Origin of the sequence: Desulfovibrio sp. ZJ746, assembly GCF_011039155.1 — a bacterium.
Classification (GTDB): Bacteria; Desulfobacterota; Desulfovibrionia; order Desulfovibrionales; family Desulfovibrionaceae; genus Desulfovibrio.
On record NZ_JAAKEK010000007.1, the window covers coordinates 1 to 15,280 of the forward strand.

The 15,280-nt window shown below is 68.0% G+C and carries 15 protein-coding genes; 1 reads left to right on the forward strand and 14 read right to left on the reverse strand.

The genetic code is table 11. The features are described from left to right. Positions 1 to 221: 221 nt before the first annotated feature. A complete protein-coding gene (locus tag G7Y54_RS10430; protein ID WP_165079423.1) occupies positions 222 to 1,880 on the reverse strand; it encodes a lytic transglycosylase domain-containing protein in 1,659 nt (552 codons plus the stop codon). A 168-nt stretch (positions 1,881 to 2,048) separates the two neighbouring features. Here G7Y54_RS10430 and G7Y54_RS10435 point away from each other — a divergent pair, with 168 nt between their 5' ends. Beyond that, positions 2,049 to 2,879, forward strand: coding sequence for an RNA methyltransferase (locus G7Y54_RS10435; RefSeq protein WP_165079422.1), 831 nt, complete (start codon positions 2,049 to 2,051; stop codon positions 2,877 to 2,879). A 323-nt stretch (positions 2,880 to 3,202) separates the two neighbouring features. Here G7Y54_RS10435 and fliQ read toward each other — a convergent pair whose 3' ends face one another. The 13 genes from fliQ to G7Y54_RS10500 form a co-directional block, all read right to left on the reverse strand. Continuing rightward, a complete protein-coding gene (gene fliQ / locus G7Y54_RS10440; RefSeq protein WP_165079421.1) occupies positions 3,203 to 3,472 on the reverse strand; it encodes a flagellar biosynthesis protein FliQ in 270 nt (89 codons plus the stop codon). A gap of 15 nt (positions 3,473 to 3,487) precedes the next feature. Continuing rightward, on the reverse strand, positions 3,488 to 4,156 hold the full coding sequence (gene fliP / locus G7Y54_RS10445; protein WP_165079432.1) for a flagellar type III secretion system pore protein FliP: 669 nt from the start codon (positions 4,154 to 4,156) through the stop codon (positions 3,488 to 3,490). 37 nt (positions 4,157 to 4,193) lie between these two features. Continuing rightward, entirely contained in the window at positions 4,194 to 4,862 is a 669-nt protein-coding gene (gene fliO, locus G7Y54_RS12695; protein ID WP_241159467.1) for a flagellar biosynthetic protein FliO, read from the reverse strand. 1 nt (position 4,863) lies between these two features. Beyond that, on the reverse strand, positions 4,864 to 5,460 hold the full coding sequence (fliN, locus tag G7Y54_RS10455; RefSeq protein ID WP_165079420.1) for a flagellar motor switch protein FliN: 597 nt from the start codon (positions 5,458 to 5,460) through the stop codon (positions 4,864 to 4,866). A gap of 21 nt (positions 5,461 to 5,481) precedes the next feature. Next, positions 5,482 to 6,099, reverse strand: a complete 618-nt coding sequence (locus G7Y54_RS10460; protein WP_165079419.1) for a flagellar basal body-associated FliL family protein — start codon at positions 6,097 to 6,099, stop codon at positions 5,482 to 5,484. A 66-nt stretch (positions 6,100 to 6,165) separates the two neighbouring features. Continuing rightward, positions 6,166 to 6,897 carry a YggS family pyridoxal phosphate-dependent enzyme gene (locus G7Y54_RS10465; protein WP_165079418.1) on the reverse strand — a complete coding sequence of 244 codons (732 nt, stop codon included), beginning with the start codon at positions 6,895 to 6,897 and terminating at the stop codon, positions 6,166 to 6,168. After that, a complete protein-coding gene (gene era, locus G7Y54_RS10470) occupies positions 6,894 to 7,841 on the reverse strand; it encodes a GTPase Era (RefSeq protein WP_165079417.1) in 948 nt (315 codons plus the stop codon). The genes G7Y54_RS10465 and era overlap by 4 nt, the downstream gene beginning before the upstream one ends. A gap of 160 nt (positions 7,842 to 8,001) precedes the next feature. Beyond that, positions 8,002 to 9,177 carry a phosphoglycerate kinase gene (locus tag G7Y54_RS10475; protein WP_165079416.1) on the reverse strand — a complete coding sequence of 392 codons (1,176 nt, stop codon included), beginning with the start codon at positions 9,175 to 9,177 and terminating at the stop codon, positions 8,002 to 8,004. Positions 9,178 to 9,229: 52 nt separating this feature from the next. After that, on the reverse strand, positions 9,230 to 11,245 hold the full coding sequence (gene tkt / locus G7Y54_RS10480; protein WP_165079415.1) for a transketolase: 2,016 nt from the start codon (positions 11,243 to 11,245) through the stop codon (positions 9,230 to 9,232). Positions 11,246 to 11,247: 2 nt separating this feature from the next. After that, positions 11,248 to 11,988, reverse strand: coding sequence for a ribulose-phosphate 3-epimerase (rpe, locus tag G7Y54_RS10485; RefSeq protein ID WP_165079414.1), 741 nt, complete (start codon positions 11,986 to 11,988; stop codon positions 11,248 to 11,250). Then, positions 11,985 to 12,341, reverse strand: coding sequence for a MerR family transcriptional regulator (locus tag G7Y54_RS10490; protein WP_165079413.1), 357 nt, complete (start codon positions 12,339 to 12,341; stop codon positions 11,985 to 11,987). Before G7Y54_RS10490 ends, rpe begins: the two co-directional genes overlap by 4 nt. A 65-nt stretch (positions 12,342 to 12,406) precedes the next feature. Continuing rightward, positions 12,407 to 14,812 (reverse strand): phenylalanine--tRNA ligase subunit beta, encoded by a 2,406-nt coding sequence (pheT, locus tag G7Y54_RS10495; protein WP_165079412.1) that lies wholly within the window; start codon positions 14,810 to 14,812, stop codon positions 12,407 to 12,409. 82 nt (positions 14,813 to 14,894) lie between these two features. Next, complete coding sequence (locus G7Y54_RS10500; protein WP_165079411.1) at positions 14,895 to 15,167, reverse strand: translation initiation factor IF-2; 273 nt, start codon at positions 15,165 to 15,167, stop codon at positions 14,895 to 14,897. Between the last annotated feature and the right edge of the window lie 113 nt (positions 15,168 to 15,280).

Consider the following 15,280-nt stretch of genomic DNA (forward strand, 5'->3'; position numbering starts at 1 on the left):
CGCTATTCACTTGTCAATGAACCACCGCCGCCTTTTCGCGGCGCGACGCGTTATATGCGTCCGATTCCCGCCCTTGTCAAGGGGCCTTGCGAAAATTTTTTCACTTGCCCCGGTTCTCGGCGCGGAGTGCTAAAATAGGTTCGCACACCATCCCTGTCAAGGGAATTTTTCAAACTTTTTTCAACGACCCGCAAACCACCGCCGGGCGCGACGTTGCGGGCCTATTCCTCCGCCACCACGAGGCGCGCCCCGGAGCGCAGGCTCTTTTCATCCACCCGGTTCCAGCGCTTGAGGTCGTCCACGCTCACATTGTGCTTACGCGCGATCTTCCAGAGATTGTCATTGGCCTGCACGGTATAGGTGGCCTTGGACGGCTTTTTCTTGCCGATGCTGCCGCTCGCGCCCGCCGTGGGCGCTTTGGCCTGAGACTTGCCGGCCGTACCGGGGATGCGCAGCACATGGCCCTGGCGCAGCCTGCCCGGATCCTGGATGCCGTTGTGCTCCTGAAGGGCGGCCACGCTGACATTGTATTTCCTCGCCACGGCATAGAGCGTTTCATTGGCCTGAAGCGTATGCTCGCCGGCTGCCACGGCCAGCGCGGCCGCGCCTGCCTGCCCTGCCGGCGCTTTCTGGACGCACTTGCCGGCCTTCTCGCCCTTCGCCGACTTCGCGCCCTTGGCCGCCTTTCCGTCAAGGGCGGCCACGGCGGACTTGGACATGTTGACGCCCTTGGGCGCGAGGATGGTCTGGCCGGCCTTGAGCCTGGCGACCTCGGGATTCACGGCCTTGAGGCGCTCCACGGGCACGTTGGCGCGGCGGCTCAGCTTTTCCCAGCTGTCAGCGGAGCTCGCCACCGTGACCGGGCCCCAGCCCGCATAGTTCGCCGGCTGGGCGGTGCAGAGATATTGCTGTGCCTGCTGCTGCGAGCGCAGGGGCACATAGACGAAGGTCGTGTGGTCCGTGCAGGTGATGCGGCGTTTGTGGTGCCGGTTGTAGCTCGCAAATTCGGGCCAGCTCAGGTTGCAGGCCTTGGAAAAGGCCCCGAGGTCGGTGCCGGGCTGGGCCGTGAAGCGCAGCACGCCCGGCGTCTTTTCCGGCTGGATGGGCTCGAAGCCCAGCTGGGGCAGGTTGCGCATGATCTTGGTGACGGCCATGAAGCGCGGCACATATTGCTTGGTCTCTTCGCGCAGTTGCGCCTTCTCGTCGAGAGTGTGGTTGAGCGCCTTGACCTCGAAGAAGTTGCGCCCGCCCGTGCCCTGCTTGGCGCGGCTCATCTTGCCCTCGCCCGCATTGTAGGCCGCGATGGCCGTGGGCCAGTCGCCGAAATCGTTGTGCAGCTTCTGCAGATAGTCGGCCGCGGCTTCCGTGGCCTTGTAGGGGTCGAGGCGCTCGTCCGTCCACCAGTCCTGCCGAAGGCCATAGCGGGTGCCCGTGCCGGGCATGAACTGCCACGCGCCCGCCGCGCCCGCCGGGGACTGGGCGTCGGCCCGGTAGCCGCTCTCCACGATGGCGAGATTGGCGAGCTCCTCGGGCATCCCGCGCGAGCGGAACACCTGCCGCGCATAGTCCAGGTACTGCTCCGAGCGCTTGGAGAAGGTGCACATGGTCTGCCGGCCCTTGCGCAGGAAATACTTGTACTGGAGCGCCACGTCGGCCATGGCCTGGTCGGGCACATCCCTGTCGATATGGCCCGTGGACCTGAGGGCGCTCATCTCCGTCTGGGTGAGCGGGTCGGCGCCGCTTTCCGGCACGATGACGCCGGGCATGGCCACTTCCGGCGAGGCGCCCTTGCGGGCGCCGCAGCCCGTGAGCACAAGACAGAGCGCGCAAAAGACGAGACCCAGGACCGCCGGCCGGAACCGGCGTTTTCGCTGTACCATTTCTCCGCTCCCCAGCAGATGTGGACCCTGCTGCTCTCCCATGCCGGCGCCGCTGTCCGCGGCGCTGGCTGTTCTTCGGCGCTTGCCATCCCGCGCAAAGGTGCGTAGAGAGCCGGAAATCCCCGTTTTTCCCTTGCCGCGCCTGCGGCCCAAGCCAACGGAGTTCCTATGGCGAACGTCACTTCCGAACATGCCCCGCATGCCGCGCCCACCGAAGGCGCGGATGGATCCCTGCTCCTCCCGGGCATGAAGCCCGTGCTGGAACTTTTGGCCGCCACGCCCCAGCGCGTCAGCCAGGTCTATTGCCGCAAGGGGCTCGCGGGCCCCGATGCGGACGAGGTGCGCCGCCTGTGCCGCAAGCACGGCATCCGCTGCAACGCGGTGGACGCCGCCACCCTCGACCGCCTGTGCGGGCGGCCGCGCCGCGGGCATGCCGTGGCGCATCAGGGCGTGGCCGCGCGGCTTGCGGCCACGGAATTCACAAGCCTCGAGGCGCTGCTCCAGTCCGTGCCCGAGGCGCCGCTGCCGCTGCTCCTGGCGCTCGACCAAGTGCAGGACCCGGGCAATGTGGGCACCCTCTGCCGCACGCTCTATGCGCTTGGCGGGGCCGGGCTGCTCGTGCCGAGCCACAACAGCGCCTATCTCGGCCCGGCGGCGCGGCGCACGGGCGCGGGCGCGCTGGAGCGGCTGCCCGTGGCCCAGGTGACCAACCTCGCGCACGCCCTCGACAGCGCCGAGGAGGCGGGCCTTGCCATCTACGGAACGGGGATGGCGGCGGGCGCCGCGTGCGTGGACGCCTTCACCACGCCCATGGAGCTGCCCGCGGTGCTCGTGCTCGGCAATGAGGACAAGGGGCTCAGGCCCGGCGTTGCCAAGCGCTGCGCAGCCTTTCTCCGCATCCCCTTCGCGCGGGACTTTGACTCGCTCAATGTGGCGCAGGCTGGGGCCATCCTCATGGGGCTGGCCGCGCGGCATCACGCACAAAATCCTGTTCGGTAAATGGCAGGGAAACTATAGTGAGGCAATGGGCAAATCTGTAAATATAGTGCCAATATGTTGAAAGACAAGGGAATAAAAAATATCTGTGTCAGCGGAGGACGGGAAGATATTTAGTAGAGATATTCAATAAGCAGTATAAATAAAATCTAGACTTTTTCTGTGTACTCGTGGTAAAGTACATTGGGGCTTTGTTTTTCCTCCATATACAAAAAAAGCGCCCCATGAGGGACGCGATTCCAGTGTTGCGAAACAGGTGCCGTTCGCGGGCCGCCATGGGGCCGACGCAAGCAGAGATACTTTTCGTCAGTCCTTTGGGAAAAGGCCTACTGTACGTACTGCGGGATATTGATGAACACGTCCCTCGTGAAGGTGGTCATGCGCTCCATGAGCCAGGGGAGCGCCACCAACAGGGCGATGAACATGCAGATGATCTTGGGGATGAAGGTCAGGGTCTGTTCCTGGATCTGCGTGGCGGCCTGGATGATGCTCACCACAACGCCCACGCAGAGGCCCACGCCCAGCATGGGGAGCGCCATCATGAGGCAGAGCTCGATGGCCTGCCTGCCGAAACCGATGACAAATTCTGGCGTCATGGCGTCCTCCGGGAGTTACAGAAGAAAACTGTTGACGAGCGAGCCCACCAGGAGGTTCCAGCCGTCCACCATCACAAAGAGCAGCAGCTTGAACGGCATGGAGACCATCATGGGCGGCAGCATCATCATGCCCATGGCGAGCAGGACGCTGGAAACCACCATGTCCATGACCAGGAAGGGGATATAGATGAGAAAGCCGATGGTGAAGGCGGTCTTGAGCTCGCTTATCACATAGGCCGCGGCGAGCATCATGGTGGGCACTTCGTCCTTGTTGCGCGGAAGCTCCATCTGCGAGATGGAATAGAAGATGGAGAGATCCTTTTCGCGCGTGTGCTTGAACATGAAGTTGCGCAAGGGGATCTGCGCCCGGTCAAGCGCCACCTTGTAGTCGATCTGCTCGTTGAGGTAGGGCTGGATGGCGTCGTCGTTGATGCGCTTGCCCACCGGGAACATGATGACCACCGTCATGAAAATGGCGAGGCTCGCCAAAATCTGCGTGGGCGGCAATTGCTGCACGCCCATGGCCTGGCGCAAAAAGCTGAACACGATGATGATGCGCGTGAAGCTCGTGACCGTGAGCATGATGGCCGGCGCCACCGAGAGCACGGTGAGCAGGAAAAGGATCTCCAGCAGGACGGAGACCTTGCCGGGCTCGGGCGCACCGCCGGCAAGGGTGAGGGACATGGTGGGCAGCGTGAGATCCTGCGCGGCGAAGGCGGCGTCAGGCAGCAGGCCCGTCAGGGCCGTTGCCAGCAGCACTGCCGCGGCGGGCTTGCTCCATGATCCCCTGAAAATCGTTGTCACGCGGCGCATCGTGTACTTCTTCCTCTTTGAGCAGGCATATCTGCTGTTCCGTGACCCCCAGCAGCAATCGGGTATTCAAGAAGCGTACCACCATCAGGCCCTTGCGCGGCCCGAGGGGCATCTGCGCCTCCATGATGAGGGAGCCGCGCGGCAGCGCGCCGGGCCTGGGCAGAAAGTTGAAGCGGCCGTACCGCCGCACCAGCCAGAGCGCGAACCACAGCCCGGCCAGGAGCAGGCAGAGGATGCCGATGGCCTGCACATAGCCGCCCCAGCTGAAGACGCTCTGGCCGAGAGCCTGGCCGCCCGCGGCGGACGGCGCCACATCGGCGGCACGCTCGAAGGCCATGCTCGAGGCCGCGTCCACGGATTCGCCCACGGCGTGCCGCGCGAGGTCGAGCCCCTTGAGGATCTCTTCGGCGGCGGCGCGCACCGTGTCGGCGATGTCGCCGGCCGTGGCCGCGCCCCAGTCCGGCGAGGGGACAGGCTGGGCGGCGTCAGTCACGCCCGGCGGCGGGGCGACATTGTCGGCGATGCCGCGCACGGAATTGCCGGAAAGTCCGCCGTTCACCGCGGCGTCCGCGCGCACGTCAGCCAAGCTGCTTCACCCTTTCGATGGGGCTGATGATGTCCGTAAGGCGCACGCCGAATTTCTCGTTGATGACCACGGCCTCACCGCGCGCCACCAGCTTGCCGTTGACATAGACCTCCAGCGGTTCGCCGGCGAGCTTGTTGAGCTCCACCACCGAGCCCTGGCCGAGCTGCAAGAGCTCGTTAATGAGCAGGCGCGTGCGCCCGAGCTCGGCCGAGACATCCAGCGGGATGTCGAGGATGAAGTCGAGCTCGCGCTTGAGCTTGTTGTCGCGCGGCTGGCGCGACATCTCGGTCATGTCCTGGAAATGGGCGTCCTGCGCCTGGGAGCTGAAGGTGCCCCCGCGGGGATTGGTGCCCGCGCCGGAGGCGGCGTTGCCAAAGGTGGCGGGGCCGCGCTCCTCCTCTTCCGCGGCCAGGGCGTCGGCCCACTGGGCCGCCAGCGCCTCGTCGTCCGCGCTGGCGCCGCCGGTGTCGTCCGGGGCGGCTGCCGCCGCGGCCGCGGCCGCTTCAAACGGGTCCGGCTGGTCCCCGCCGTCGCCTTCAAGCTGGGCCGCCCACTGTGCGGCCAGGGCTTCTTGATCGTCCTGCGCCATGTTCAACCTCGTCTACGGATGCTATTCCACCACAAAATCTGTCAGATAGACCCTGACGACCCTTTGCGCCCCGAGGATCTGGTTGAGCCTCGCCGCGATCTCCGCCTTGAGCAGCACCTTGCCGTCGGGCGTGGAGATGTCGCCATAGGACTTCCCGGCGAGGAGCATGATGACGGCGTCGCGGATGCGCGCGCTGTTGGCCTTGAGCTCGGCCGAAACATCGGCGTTCACCTCCACTTCCATGCCGAGCTTGAGGTAGCGGCGGCCACCCGGGTCGGAAAGGTTGACCGTCACCGGCGGCAGGGGCAGCACGAGGCCGCCGCTGCGCGGTAAATCGCTCTGGCGCTCGATGCGCGCGCCCGGCGAGGGCTGGCCCGGCGCGCCCGGGGCTGCCGGCGCCGGAGCCTTGCCCGGCGCGCCCTGCGGCGCCTCGGCGCCGGCTTCGGCTGGCGCCGCCGGAACCTCGTCCACGGGCGTGCGCAGGAAGAGCCACCAGTAGGCGCCGATGCCCGCGCCGCCGAGCGTCATCAGCAATATCGCCAAAATAATGACCAGGCGCTTGAGGCGCGATTTCTTGCGCGGCTTTTCCGCCTGCCCCTCGGGCAGGGCCGCTTCCTTGTCTTTGTCCTTGGCCGCCATGGGCATCCTCTCCGGGCAAACTTCGGGCGGAGCGCAGGGCGCCCCGCACAGTCGTTCATGCAGCCATCATGCCACGGGCGCGGGCGCCTTCAGGGGCCGCGGCCCGAAAATATCCGTGCCGATGCGCACGATGGTGGCGCCCTCGGCCACCGCCGCCGCAAAATCGCCGCTCATGCCCATGGAGAGCTCGGGCATGGCGACGCCGAGGCTGGAGCGCAAGTCTTCGCCGAGGCGCCTCAAGCGCGCGAAATAGGGCCGCGCCGCCTCGCCCGCGTCAAAGACCGGGGGCAGGCACATGAGCCCGCGCAATTCGAGGTGCGGGCAGGCGGCGAGCACATGCGCGCCCAGCGCCTCGGCAGCCTCGGGCATGACGCCGGCCTTCTGCGGCTCGGCGCCGATATTGATCTCCATGAGCACCGGCTGGAGCTGGCCGGTGACGGCGAGGCGCCGCTCCAGCGCGTCGGCCAGCTTCACCGAGTCGAGCGTGTGGATGAGCACGAAGGCCCCGGCCACCTGCGCGGCCTTGCGGCTTTGCACATGGCCGATCATGTGCCAGCGGATGCGCGCGGCCGCCGGGTCGTCCGCGAGCTCGGCCCGCTTTTCCAGCGCCTCCTGGACGTAGTTCTCGCCAAAATCCCGCTGGCCGGCCGCGGCCACGGCCGCGATGTCCGAAGCGGGGTGGAACTTGGACACGGCCACGAGCAGCACATCTTCCGGCCGGCGGCCATTGTCCCGGCAGGCCCGGGCCAGGCTCTCGCGCACCTTGAGCAGGCGCCCGGCGAGATCCTCCGGGGTCATTCCCCGCTCCCCCCGGAGGACTGCTCGAGCTCGCGCAAAAAGGCCGCGTCTTCCGTCCAGTTTTCGCGCACCTTCACCCAGAGCTCAAGGTGCACCTTGCCGTCTATGAGCTCGGCGATCTCCTTGCGGGCCTCGCTGCCGATCTTCTTGATGCCCGCGCCGCCCTTGCCGATGACCATGGACTTGTACGTCGGCCGCGCCACATAGATGACGGCGTGGATGACCGTGAGGCCGCGCTCCGGGTCTTCCTGCCAGCTTTCCACCTCCACGGCGACGCCGTAGGGCACTTCCTGGTGCAGGTAGAGGAAGAGCTTTTCACGGATGATCTCCGCGGCCATGAAGCGCAGGGGCGCCGTGGAGACCTGGTCTTCGGGGAACTGCGCCGGCCCCACGGGCAGTTTGGACTCGATGAGCTCCCGAAGTTCCACGAGGCCGTCGCCGTTCTGCGCGGAGACCGGGAAAATCTCGGCGCGCGGCCACAGCTCGTGCGCCCGCGTGAGCAGGGGCAGCATGCGGCTCTTGTCGCCGAAAACGTCCACCTTGTTGGGCACCACGATGGTGGGCCGCTCCTCTTCCGCGATGGCCTGGCCGAGCGCCCCGAGGTCGCGGTCGAGATATTCGGGATGGCGGATATAGAGATGCGCGTCGAGCACGAGCAGGATGACATTGGCCTGGTTGAGGCTCTGCCATACCGCCTGGATCATGGACTTGCTCAGGTGCCCGCGCAATTGCGCCACGCCGGGCGTATCCATGAAGATGATCTGCGCGCGGGAGTCGGTGAAGATGCCCACGATCTGGTTGCGCGTGGTCTGCGGCTTGGGCGTGACAATGGTCACTTTCTGGCCCAGAAGCGCGTTGAGCAGGGTGGACTTGCCGGCATTGGGGGGGCCGGCGATGGCCACCCAGCCGCAGCGGAACCCGGGGGTGTTTTCTGCTTCGCTCATCGTTTCTCTCCTGAAACCGGCGTGGCGCCGATTCCCCATGAGAGCATGTTTAGAGTTTTTTTACAATGGCGGCGCGAACCCGCCCCACGCCACAGATATGAGCCCCTGCCCGCCCGCGGAAACGGACAGGCAGGGGAAGAAGCGGGCCTGTGGCAAAAGCCTAGCCGGCGGCGCGGGCTTCCAGCGCCGCCACCGAGGGCAGCACCTTGCCCTCGAGCAGTTCCAGCGAGGCGCCGCCGCCCGTGGAGATGTAGCCCATCTTGTCGGCGAGGCCGTAGCCCTCCACGGCGGCCACGGAGTCGCCGCCGCCCACCACCACGAAGGCCTTGCTCTTGGCCAGCGCCTCGGCCAGCGCCTTGGTGCCGGCGCCGAAAGGCTCGGTCTCGAAGGCGCCCACCGGGCCGTTCCAGACCACGGTGGCGGCCTTGTCGAGGATGCTCTCATAGAGGGCCACGGTCTTGGGGCCGATGTCGAGGATCATCTCGTCCGCGGGCACGTCGTCCACGGAATGCACCGTGGCCTTCTGCCCGGGCTCCAGCGCCTTGGCCGTCACCACGTCCACGGGCAGCGGCAACTGCTTGCCCTGGGCCTTGGCGTTTTCCATGATCTTTTTCGCTTCGGGGATGAGGTCGGGCTCGTAGAGCGAGGCGCCCACGTTGTAGCCCGCCGCCGCCAGGAAGGTGTTGGCGATGCCGCCGCCCACGATGAGGCTGTCCACCTTGGCGAGCAGGTTGTCCAGAAGCCCGAGCTTGGTGGACACCTTGGAGCCGCCGATGACCGCCACCAGCGGCCGCGCGGGCTTGTCGAGCACCTTGGCGAAGGCGGAAAGCTCCGCCTCCATGAGCGGGCCGGCGCAGGCCACGACGGCCTCGCGCACGGCGCCCTCGGTGGAGGAATGCGCCCTGTGGGCCGCGCCGAAGGCGTCCATCACATAGATGTCGCCGAGGGAGGCGAGCTTTTTCGCCAGCGTCGGGTCGTTCTTTTTCTCGCCCTTGAAGAAGCGGATGTTCTCGACGAGGACGACCTCCCCGGGCTCGGCCTTGGCTGCGTCGGGCGAAACGGCGATGCGCACGGGCTTGCCCAAAAGCTTGCCGAGATGCGCGGCCACGGGCTTGAGCGAGAACTTCTCCTCAAATTCGCCCTCGGTGGGGCGCCCGAGGTGCGAAAGCACGATGACGCCCGCGCCCTTGTCCAGCGCCATTTTGATGGTGGGCAGCGCCGCGCGGATGCGCTTGTCGTTGGTGATGACGCCATCCTTCATGGGCACGTTGAGGTCCTCGCGGATGACCACGGTCTTGCCCTTGCAGTCCACATCGCGCAGTGACTTGACGGACATGATGCCTCCTTGACGTTTATGCGGAACCAGTCTGCCGAAAAAACCCGGGGCCTCAGCGGGCCTTGACGCCGTGGCGCGCGAGCAGGTCGAGCGCCCGGGCCACCACGTTGTCGGCCGTGAAGCCGAAACGCTCGAACAATACCGAGCCCGGCGCGGACATGCCAAAACCCTTCATGCCGATGATCTCGCCGTCGAGGCCCACATAGGTGGGCCACCAGCCGGGCGAGGCGGCCTCCACGGCCATGCGGCAGCGCACGCCGCCCGGGAGCACGCTCTCGCGCCAGGCCTCGTCCTGCGCGTCGAACACCTCGGCGCAGGGCATGGAGACCACGCGCACCCGATAGCCCCGGGCAGTGAGCGTCACCGCCGCCCCCACGGCGAGCGAGGTTTCCGAGCCGGTGGCCATGAGGATGAGCTCCGGCTCGCCCGCGCAGTCCCTGAGCACATAGCCGCCGCGGGCGATGGCCTTGACCTGCGCCTCGTCCCGCGGGATCTGCGGCAGCTTCTGGCGCGACAGCGCGAGGCAGGTGGGCGTGGTGGCGCATTCCAGCGCCGAGCGCCAGGCCACGGCGGTCTCCACATCGTCGCAGGGGCGCCAGACATGGAGATTGGGCACCATGCGCAGGGTGGGTATCTGCTCCACGGGCTGGTGGGTGGCGCCGTCCTCGCCCACGCCGATGGAATCGTGCGTCAAGACCCAGATGACGCGCAGGCCCATGATGGCCGAAAGGCGCAGGGCATTGCGCGCCTGGTCGGAAAAGGCCATGAAGGTGCCCGCATAGGGGATGAAGCCGCCGTGCAGGGCGAGGCCGTTCATGATGGCGCCCATGCCGAACTCCCGCACGCCATAATACAGGTAGTTGCCGCAATGGGTGGCCGCGTCAAGGGCGGCCGAGGCCTTGGTCTGCGTGCCCACGGAGCCCGAAAGGTCGGCCGAGCCGCCAATGAGCTCGGGGAGCGCCGGCACCAGCACCTCCAGCGCCTTGCGCGAGGCCACGCGCGTGGCTTCGGGCGCGTCCGCGCCTTGGGCGGCCGCCATGAGGCGCGCCGACACATCCGGCCAGTCCGCCGGGAGTTCCCCCTTCATGCGGCGCAGAAATTCCGCCGCCAGCTCGGGGTGCGCCTTGCGGTAGGCCGCGAAGGTCTCGTCCCAGGCGGCTTCGAGGGCGCGGCCCTCCTCGCGCGCGTCCCAGGCGGCGCGAATGTCGTCCGGGATCGCGAAGGGCGGCGCCGTCCAGCCGAGGGCGCGCTTGGTGGCCTCGGCGGCGTCGGCGCCCAGGGGCGCGCCGTGGCTCGCCGCCGAATCCTTCTTGGGCGAGCCGAAGCCGATATGCGTATGGCAGATGATGAGAGTGGGCCGCCGCAGGTTCGCCCGGGCCGCGGCCAGCGCCGCGTCCAGCGCCGCGCTGTCATGGCCGTCCACCGGGCCGATGACCTGCCAGCCGTAGGCCGCGTAACGCTGGCCCACATTTTCACAGAACCAGGCGTCCACCTTGCCGTCGATGGAGACGCCGTTGGCGTCGAAGAGCACCGTGAGCTTGCCGAGGCCCCAGGCCGCCGCCAGGGCGCAGGCCTCGTGCGAGACGCCCTCCATGAGGCAGCCCTCGCCGCAGAAGGCGTAGGTGCGGTGATCGACGATGGTGTATTCGGGCGTATTGAACTGCGCGGCCAGCATGGCCTCGGCGAGCGCCATGCCCACGGCCGAGGCGATGCCCTGCCCGAGCGGGCCGGTGGTCATTTCCACCCCCGGGGTGAGCCCGCGCTCGGGGTGGCCGGGCGTGGCCGAACCCCATTGGCGGAAATTCTTGATTTCCTCCATGGGGAGGTCATAGCCCGTAAGGTTGAGCACGGCATAGAGCAGCATGGAGGCGTGCCCGTTGGAGAGCACGAAGCGGTCGCGGTCGGGCCAGGCCGGGTCGGCGGGATTGTGCCTGAAGCCGTGCCGCCAGAGGGCTTCGGCCATGTCGGCCATGCCCAAGGGCGCGCCGGGATGCCCGGACTTGGCCTTTTCGATGGCGTCGATGGCGAGGGCGCGGATGGCATTGGCGCAGTCTCGGCGGCTCGGCATGGTCATTTTCCTTCTTGCTGGCCGGCCTTGTGCCGCCAGGCTTTCGCGGCGGCGAGGGCCGGGCGCCGCCGCATCTCTGGGGAAAGGCCGGCTTCGGCCGCGGCGGCGAAGGCGGCGAGCCCGGCCGCATAGTCGGCATTGCGGAAAAAGGCCGAGCCCGAAACGAGGATGTCGGCCCCGGCGGCCACAAGCTCCCCGGCGTTCTTGAGCGAGACGCCGCCGTCCACTTGCACCGGCACCTCTGGCCGCCCCCATGCGTCCAGCGCTTCGCGCGCCGCGCGCACCTTGGCCGTGGTCTCAGGCAGGAAGGACTGCCCGGAAAAGCCGGGATTCACGCCCATGATGAGCAAAAGGTCGATGTCCGGCGCGAGCCAGCGGGCGGCGGCAATGTCCGTGCCCGGGTCGAGCGCGAGACCGGCCTTGACCCCCAGCCCGCGGACGGCAGAAAGCGCGCGCTCAGCGTGGCGCACGGCCTCCACATGGATGACGAGCAGGTCGGCGCCGGCCGCGGCGAAGTCTTCCAGGTAGCGGCCGGCCTCCTCCACCATGAGGTGCACATCGAAAAAGAGGCCGCAGCAGGGCCTGAGGGCCTTCACCACCGGCGCGCCGAAGGTGATGTTGGGCACAAAGGCGCCGTCCATGATGTCGAGATGCAGCCAGGGCACTCCCGCGGCCTCGAGGGCTGCCACCTGCTCGCCCAGGCGCGAAAAATCGGCGGAAAGCAGCGAGGGGGAAAGGATCATGGCCGGCCGTCCTCCGTGGGCACGAGCAGCGCGCGCACGGCCACGAGCTCCTGCCGGAGCATGCGCATGAAGGCCGGGTCGGGCACGGCGCTCACGCGCTCCGGCACGGACTCGTCGAGCACGGCGCTGCCCTCGAGCACGCGGCGCGCGCCCTCGATGGTCATGCCCTGTTCGTGCAAAAGCTGGCGGATGCGCCGCAAAAGGGCGAGATGGCTTTCGGTATAGAGGCGCTGGCCCTTGTCCGTGCGCAGGGGGGCGAGCTGCGGGAACTCGCTCTCCCAGAAGCGCAGCACATGGGTCTTGAGGTCAAGCAGCTCGGCGGCTTCGCCGATGCGGTAGGTCTTTTGCTTCACGCCCCATTCTCCCCGGCGCGGCCGGATGGCGCCGGCCTGTCCCGGCGCTTGCGCTTGCGCCCGCGCTAGATGCGGACGCCCAGCCGCCTGGTGAGGGATTCTGCCACCTTCGCCCGCACCTTGTCCACCTCCGCGTCGTTGAGCGTGCGGTCTGCATGACGGAAGGTGAGGCGGAAGGTGAGGTGCCGCTCGCCGTCCGCCTTGTCGCCTTCCGGCTCGAAGCAGTCCACGAGGGCCACGTCTTCCAGCAGGGGCAGCCCGAGCCCGCGCACCGCCTCGATAACCTCGCCCACGGCGAGCCCGGGCCGCGCGATGACGGTGATGTCGCGGCGCACCGGGGGATAGACCGGGAGCGTCCTGAAGGTCACGGCAACCTTGTCATGGAGGCGGCGCAGGGTCTCCAGGTTCAGCTCCGCGAGCCACACCGCCTTGCGCGCGTGGAACTCGGCGGCCATGGCCGGTACGACCCGGCCCATGACGCCGATCTTTTCCCCGTCCACAAGGATGTCCACGGCAGGCAGCAGGAAGGGATGGCCCTCGGCCTGGCGGCACTCCGGCGCCGGCAGGTGCAGGAAACCGAGGAGGTTGGCCACCATGCCCTTGATGTCGGCATAGTCCATGTCCGCCTCGGCATGCGGCCACGCCGCCTCGTGCCGGCGCCCGTAGAGGAGGATGCCGAGCATGCCGGTCTCGCGGGCCGTGGTCTCGGAGGCCGGGTCGGCCTCAAAGATGTTGGCGAGCTCGAAGAGGCGCAGCCCCTGCACGCCCTGGGCGAGATTGTTGCGCAAATCGTGCAGCAGGCCCGGCGCGAGCGCCGTACGCAGCACATCGAGGTCGGCCGAGAGGGGGTTCATGATGGAGATGCGCCCCCCGGCCGGGAGCCTGAGGAAGTCAAGGTCCCCGTGCCCCACAAAGCTGTAATTGACCGCCTCGTTGAGCCCGAGGCCCGCCCCCCACGCACGGATGCGCCCCCAGAAGGCGAAGCGGCTTTCGGGCGCGCCGGCGGCGTCGAGGCGCCGCCGCATGGGTGGCAGCTCCGGCTCGATGGCGTCGAGGCCGTAGATGCGGCCCACCTCCTCGATGAGGTCGGCCTCGCGGGTGAGGTCCGGGCGCCACGAGGGCTGGATGGCCGTCCAGGCGTCGGGGCTGTCCTTTTCCACCGCGCAGCCGACGCTTTCGAGCGCCTCCGCGCAGAAGGCGGGCTTGAGGTCCACGCCCAGAAGGGCGTCGGCGCGAGAGGGCCGGAAGGGAATGCGGCAGGGCCGGAAGGGCCTGGGCTCGGCCACGGAAAAGCCCTGGCGCACGAAGCCGCCGCCGAGCCGCGCCATGAGCGCGCAGGCCCGGTCGAGCGCCCAGACGGTGCGCCGCTGGTCGATGCCGCGCTCGAAGCGGTAGGAAGCCTCGGAGGAAAGGCCGAGCCGCCGCGAGGTGCGGCGGATGGTCTGCGGGCGGAAGACCGCGCTCTCGAGGAAGATGTTACGGCTTTCGGGCGTGATCTCGGTGTTCTGGCCGCCCATGACGCCGGCGAGGCCCACGGGGCGTTCGGCGTCGCAGATGCAGAGGTCGCGCGAGGTGAGCACGCGCTCCTTGCCGTCGAGGGTGACGAAATGCTCGCCCTCGGCCGCCGGGCGCACCACGATGCGGCCGCCCCTGAGCTTGTCGAGGTCAAAGGAGTGCAGCGGCTGGCCGCATTCAAAGAGGATGTAGTTGGTCACATCCACGATATTGGAGATGGCGCGCACGCCCACGGCATAGAGGCGGTAGCGCACCTTTACCGGCGAGGGCGCCACCTTCACTTCGGAGATGACGCGGCCGGAATAGAGCCAGCAGAGCTCCGGGTCGGTGATGTCGATGGGCACTTCAACGGGGGGCGCCTGCGTCTCGAGGATGAGCGGCAGCTCCGGCACCTTGAAGGGCAGCTTGAAGGCCATGGCCGTCTCGCGCGCGAGGCCGAGCACGGAGAGGCAGTCCGCCCGGTTGGGCGTGACGGAAATATCCAGCACTTCGCGGTCCAGCTCGAGCGCGTCCACCATGCGCGAACCCGGCAGCAGCCCCTCGGGCAGCACGAGGATGCCGTCATGCGCGTCGCTCAGGCCGAGCTCGCGCTCGGAGCAGATCATGCCCATGGAGGGCTGGCCGCGCAGCTTGGCCTTCTTGATGACCGTGCCGTCCGGGAGGCGCGTGCCCACCAGGGCCACGGGCACGATCTGGCCGGTGGCCACATTGGGCGCGCCGCAGACGATGTCCAGTATCTGGTCATCGCCCACGTCCACCTTGCAGCAGTGGAGATGGTCCGAATCGGGGTGGGGTTCGCAGAGCGTCACCTTGCCGACGCGGATGTCGGCGATGTCGGCGAAGGGGTTGACGATGTCCTCCAGCTCGAGGCCGAGCATGGTCAGCCTGTCGCCGAGCGCCTCGGCGGTGCCCTCATAGGGCGTGAACTCGCGGAGCCAGGAAAGGGAAAGCAGCATGACGACATCCTTGCCGGGAGGGGAATGATCGGGGCGCGCCGGCCCCCGCGGCCCAAGCCGGGCGCGGTAAGCGGCGGAGCAGTTATTTAAATGACCAGACCGGGGGCGCATCGGTGGCCGCCCCCGGGTCGGGCAGCGGCCGTTCCTGCGGGGCCGCGCCGTAGCCGCCATAGGCGCCCGCGCGGGGCCGCTTGCGCGGCTCCTTTTCGGGCGGCGGCACATCGTCCAGCGTATTGCCGTAGGCGTCCGTATAGCCCATGCCGCCCTCGGCCGTGCGCGTGGGGCCGCCGCCCGGCATAACGTCCGAGGTGCGCGGCCCCCCCGGAGGCTCCATGCCCGAATGCCGCGGGCTCATGGCCGAGCGCGCCTGCGCAGGGGCTGACGTAAGGGCCGCGAGCGCGCAACACAGCAGGCAGGCCCCGAGCAGCCGGCACGCGCGCGCCGCCACAGCCCTAAGCGGGCGCCGCC

Coding starts and splice junctions, on each gene's coding strand:
- G7Y54_RS10430 (WP_165079423.1), bottom strand. CDS start 1,880: ATGGTACAGCGAAAACGCCGGTTCCGGCCGGCGGTCCTGGGTCTCGTC.
- G7Y54_RS10435 (WP_165079422.1), top strand. CDS start 2,049: ATGGCGAACGTCACTTCCGAACATGCCCCGCATGCCGCGCCCACCGAA.
- fliQ (WP_165079421.1), bottom strand. CDS start 3,472: ATGACGCCAGAATTTGTCATCGGTTTCGGCAGGCAGGCCATCGAGCTC.
- fliP (WP_165079432.1), bottom strand. CDS start 4,156: ATGTCCCTCACCCTTGCCGGCGGTGCGCCCGAGCCCGGCAAGGTCTCC.
- fliN (WP_165079420.1), bottom strand. CDS start 5,460: ATGGCGCAGGACGATCAAGAAGCCCTGGCCGCACAGTGGGCGGCCCAG.
- G7Y54_RS10460 (WP_165079419.1), bottom strand. CDS start 6,099: ATGGCGGCCAAGGACAAAGACAAGGAAGCGGCCCTGCCCGAGGGGCAG.
- G7Y54_RS10465 (WP_165079418.1), bottom strand. CDS start 6,897: ATGACCCCGGAGGATCTCGCCGGGCGCCTGCTCAAGGTGCGCGAGAGC.
- era (WP_165079417.1), bottom strand. CDS start 7,841: ATGAGCGAAGCAGAAAACACCCCCGGGTTCCGCTGCGGCTGGGTGGCC.
- G7Y54_RS10475 (WP_165079416.1), bottom strand. CDS start 9,177: ATGTCCGTCAAGTCACTGCGCGATGTGGACTGCAAGGGCAAGACCGTG.
- tkt (WP_165079415.1), bottom strand. CDS start 11,245: ATGCCGAGCCGCCGAGACTGCGCCAATGCCATCCGCGCCCTCGCCATC.
- rpe (WP_165079414.1), bottom strand. CDS start 11,988: ATGATCCTTTCCCCCTCGCTGCTTTCCGCCGATTTTTCGCGCCTGGGC.
- pheT (WP_165079412.1), bottom strand. CDS start 14,812: ATGCTGCTTTCCCTTTCCTGGCTCCGCGAGTTCACGCCCTATGAGGGC.
- G7Y54_RS10500 (WP_165079411.1), bottom strand. CDS start 15,167: ATGAGCCCGCGGCATTCGGGCATGGAGCCTCCGGGGGGGCCGCGCACC.